Origin of the sequence: Bradyrhizobium sp., assembly GCF_016462955.1 — a bacterium.
Lineage (GTDB): Bacteria > Pseudomonadota > Alphaproteobacteria > Rhizobiales > Xanthobacteraceae > Bradyrhizobium.
Genome location: NZ_JAEMSD010000570.1, coordinates 1 through 3,995, shown reverse-complemented (window position 1 = coordinate 3,995; position 3,995 = coordinate 1). Strand labels below are relative to the sequence as shown.

At 65.8% G+C, this 3,995-nt stretch carries 4 protein-coding genes; all 4 read left to right on the top strand.

What is annotated here, in order from left to right:
- Positions 1–353 precede the first annotated feature (353 nt).
- The 4 genes from JHD07_RS34605 (at position 354) to JHD07_RS34590 (ending at position 3,964) form a co-directional block, all read left to right on the top strand.
- Positions 354–1,034 (top strand): hypothetical protein, encoded by a 681-nt coding sequence (locus tag JHD07_RS34605; RefSeq protein WP_291630329.1) that lies wholly within the window; start codon positions 354–356, stop codon positions 1,032–1,034.
- Between the two features lie 149 nt (positions 1,035–1,183).
- Complete coding sequence (locus JHD07_RS34600) at positions 1,184–2,530, top strand: caspase family protein (protein ID WP_291630327.1); 1,347 nt, start codon at positions 1,184–1,186, stop codon at positions 2,528–2,530.
- A gap of 27 nt (positions 2,531–2,557) precedes the next feature.
- Positions 2,558–3,049: a hypothetical protein gene (locus JHD07_RS34595; RefSeq protein ID WP_291630325.1), complete on the top strand. Its 492-nt coding sequence runs from the start codon at positions 2,558–2,560 to the stop codon at positions 3,047–3,049.
- Positions 3,050–3,190: 141 nt separating this feature from the next.
- The gene (locus JHD07_RS34590; protein WP_366865705.1) at positions 3,191–3,964 is read left to right on the top strand and encodes a hypothetical protein; all 774 of its coding nucleotides are present in this window, start codon (positions 3,191–3,193) and stop codon (positions 3,962–3,964) included.
- The last annotated feature ends 31 nt before the right edge of the window (positions 3,965–3,995 follow it).

Genomic DNA, 3,995 nt, shown 5'->3' with positions numbered 1-3,995 from the left:
GATAGAGCAGCGCCGGGAATTTCGGATTGTTCGGCACGATGCCGTCGTCGCGAAATCGGAAGGCTGCCGGTTTTCGCGTTCGCACCAATGCCCGCAGCGTCGCCGGATCGGGACGGTCCTCGATAAGCTTCTTGGCGAAATTCTTGATCTGATCCTTGACCGGCATGGCCCCTCCTCAGCCGCGAGATAACGACAGCAGAGGCGATAGGTTTCCAGAGGCTCGAGATGCCTGCCGAAGCGAGTGGACAGCGACTTCCGAAAAATCACTCAACTGGATCTTCCTCAACGACCGGGAGCGCTCCCGGTGTTTTCATGGCTTGGACCGCCGGCGCTAGTCCTGAGGGAGAGCTTCGATGAGTGTCTTTCCGAATTGGCTCAGTCATGCATATCAAACTTGGAGACTTCTGCTCGGAGCGTCGCTTTTTTGCCTCCTCGGAGTCGAAGGCGCCTCAGCGAGCATCATTCAACTGGATATCTCGGGACGCGCCGAAAGCGTCCGCTTTGTTTGCGATCCGCTTGGCGTGTGTGGGCCCGGCCAAAACACTTCGTCTCAGTTCGCGCTCCACCTTTCCTTCGACAGCGGGCCTGCAGACCAGTTCATCACCTTTTTTTCGGGACAATACGAATTTCTTGGCTTTACCTCAGGCACTTTCTTCGTTGATCAAGTCGGCACATTTCCAATAGCGACCGGCAACACCCTGGTGACGTGGCGGGAAGGCATGCCGGGCCAGAATGCGATCACGGTGAGCACACCGAGCCTCTCCCAAAAAATCTTCATCACTCAGCCGGGCGCAACTGGACATTACCAGTTCGTGGGCTGCGCCCCCGGCGACGATCCGTTCAGCGTTTGCCGGGGCAGCCTATCCCCGGATGCTGCGACCCTGACCGGTGCTCCGGGCATCGTATCGGCTGTGCCCGGCCCGACAGTGGGGGGTGGTCTGCTGGGCATCCTGCTCGCTTGTGGAGGTCTTCTCCTGAGGTTGCGGAGGTCGCGGGTCCTGACCAGCTGGTCGACGGCTTTCGCAGCCGTCTGATCACCGTAGCCATTTGATGACTTGCGCGGCGGCACGGGCTGCGATCCGTGCAAGGCGACGCCATGCTGCCGCGCCCACAGACGCCGCGTCGCAACGCTTTTCCCGCCCGCACACAGCTGCTAGACTGCCGCCATATTTTGGGGCATTTCATGCGCGCGAGGGTTTTCAATCGCGTCGTGCGGCTGGCGGGCCTGATCGCAGCCACGCTCGCGGCCATGACGGTTCATGCATCGGCCGAGAAGCGCATCGCGCTCGTGGTCGGCAATTCCGCCTACAAGAACATCACCCCGCTCGACAATCCGTCCAAGGACGCGAGCCTGATGGCGCAGACGCTTACCGCACTCGGCTTCACGCTGGTCGGGGGACGTGCGCAGCTCGATCTCGACAAGGGCGCGATGGACGTCGCGGTGCAGAATTTCGGGCGGCAGGTCCAGGGTGCCGACGTCGCGCTGTTCTACTATGCCGGCCATGGCGTGCAGGTCTCGGGCTCCAACTACCTCGTGCCTGTCGGCGCCAACCCGACTCGCGAGGCCGATGTCGATTTCCAGATGACCGACGTCAATCTCGTGCTGCGCCAGATGCAGGGCTCCGGCACGCGCCTCAACCTCGTCATCCTCGATGCCTGCCGCAACAACCCGTTCGGCTCACGTGGGCTGCGCGCCGCCGATGGCGGTCTCGCCCAGATGCGCGCGCCGGAGGGCACGCTGATCTCCTACGCGACCCAGCCCGGCAATGTCGCGCAGGACGGCACCGACGGCCACAGCCCCTATACCAAGGCGCTTGCGACGACGATCCGCACCGCCGGGCTCGACGTGTTCCAGACCTTCAACCAGGTCGGCCTCGCCGTGAAGCGCGCCACCGCGGGCGCGCAGCAGCCCTGGGTGTCGTCCTCGCCGATCGACGGCACGTTCTATTTCGTCCCGCCGACGCAGGCCGCTCCGCCACAGGTCTCGGCGATGCAGCCCGATCCGCTGCCTGCGGAGCGCCTGCGCGCCGATCCCGACCGCGTCCCCTTGCGCGATGCCGCGCTGCTCAGCGAACTGAGCGAGCGGCTCTATGAGCTCAATTTCGATCCCGACACGCCCGACGGCCTGACGCGCTCCATCACGAAGCTCCAGCAGCGGATCGCGATGACGCCAACCGGTGAAGCGACCGAAGGCCTGCTGCTGCGGATGCGCAAGATGGACGATCTGAAGCCCTGGGGCTCGATCGTCTACGGGCCCGACGGCAGCAAATGGGGCATGTCGTGGAACCACGCCTCGCGGCGCGCATCCGTGGCGGACGCGCGCGGCAATTGCGGCGGCGCCAAATGTCCGATCGAGCTCTCTTTCTACGGTCGAAGCTGCGGCGCCTTCGCCATCTCCGACAAGTCGTGGTCGCTGGTCCAGCGCGACAGCGTACAGCGCGCCAAGGACGCTGCGCTTGACGAATGCGGCAAGGCTGGCAAAGCTTGCCGGATTATCGGATCCGTCTGCGCCGACGGCTCCGGGCGTTGATGTCCTTTTTCATTTGGATCGTTGCTCATGTCCCGTGCCGTCACCCGTGCGACCGCCTTCGTCTGCCTCCTGACCCTTTCCGTGGCCGCCTCAAACGCCTTCGCACAGTCGGGCAGCGCCGGCGGCTCGATCGGCAATGACGAGAAATCACTGTCGGGCTCGCGGTCGGACCGTTCGGCCGAACCGGCTGCTCCTGCGCGCCGGAGCAAGCCGGCCGAGGAGCGCTCGTCGCCGCGGCGAACCGGCGGCGGTGGAAGCGGCGGTGGCTTCGACGGCGCCTGGATCGTCACCAGCGTTGGCTGCGGCGGCTCGACCAGCGGCGCAGTCGTGGTCACCTCGGGACGTGTCATCGGCGAAGGCGTGAGCGGAACCGTCAGCCCCAGCGGCGCGGTCAGCACGCGCGGAGAAGGCCAGGGCGTGAGCTTCACCGGCGCGGGCCGACTCTCGGGCCGAAGCGGCTCCGGGACATGGCGTCGCTCCGACGGCTGCGGCGGAACCTGGAGCTCGGTGAAACAATAGCCGGTACCGCGCAATATCTAGAACGCGCGACGCAGGCCCGATTCAAGCCACATCCTCTCCGGATTTGCGGCTCATTGCCACCCAAGTCTTTGACGAGAAGGGGCTGGTTAGAGTTGCGTCATGCGTAACCGGGAGACCAGGATGGGCAACCGCGCCGCAAAATTCGTTTCGACCATCGTCGCCGGCGTCATTGCGGGCGCGCCACTGCCCGCGGTGTCGCAGACCGCGCCGGCCCCCACGAATGCACCGGCCGCAACGAGCGCGGCCAATGCGGCTGCCGACTGCCTCGCTTCGCCGAAGGGCGTCGCCCCGCAGGGACAGCATTGGTACTATCGTCTCGATCGCGCGACGAAGCGGCAATGCTGGTATCTGCGCGCTGCGGGCGACAAGAACAGTCCAAAGGCCACGCAAACCGCGCAGGTCGAGAATGACATGCCGGCGGCAGAGACGTCGCCGCCGCAACAGCAAAACCCGGTGCAGGACGCGCGCGCCGAATATCTGGGGCCGCGGGGCGGTGCCGCCGCCAAGGCACCCAGCGCCGTCGCACAAGCCGCAGCCGCGCCAACGTCGCAACCCGCCGCGGACCAGGCAGCCGAGAGCCTCACACAGCAGCCCGCTTCGCCTCAGTCCTCTTCGCCCTGGCCCGACGTCCCGACGGCGTCCGCTCAGCCGGCGCCTGCCGCGGTGACCGCAGCCGCGCAGCCGGCCAAGCCGTCAAAATCCCCCTCGCCCGTGGCGCTCGCTGCGGCAGAGAACATCCCGACCGACAAGCCGGGCGGCTCGCTCCAGATGCTGCTGCTCGTGATCGGCGGCGCGCTGACGCTCGCCGGCGTCCTCGCCAGCCTGATCTACCGCTTCGCCGGCGCGCGCGTCCGCGTGCAGGCGGCCGACCGTCAGGGCTATTGGGATGATTAATATGATTTGGGGAAGGGGTTCGTGGATAAGA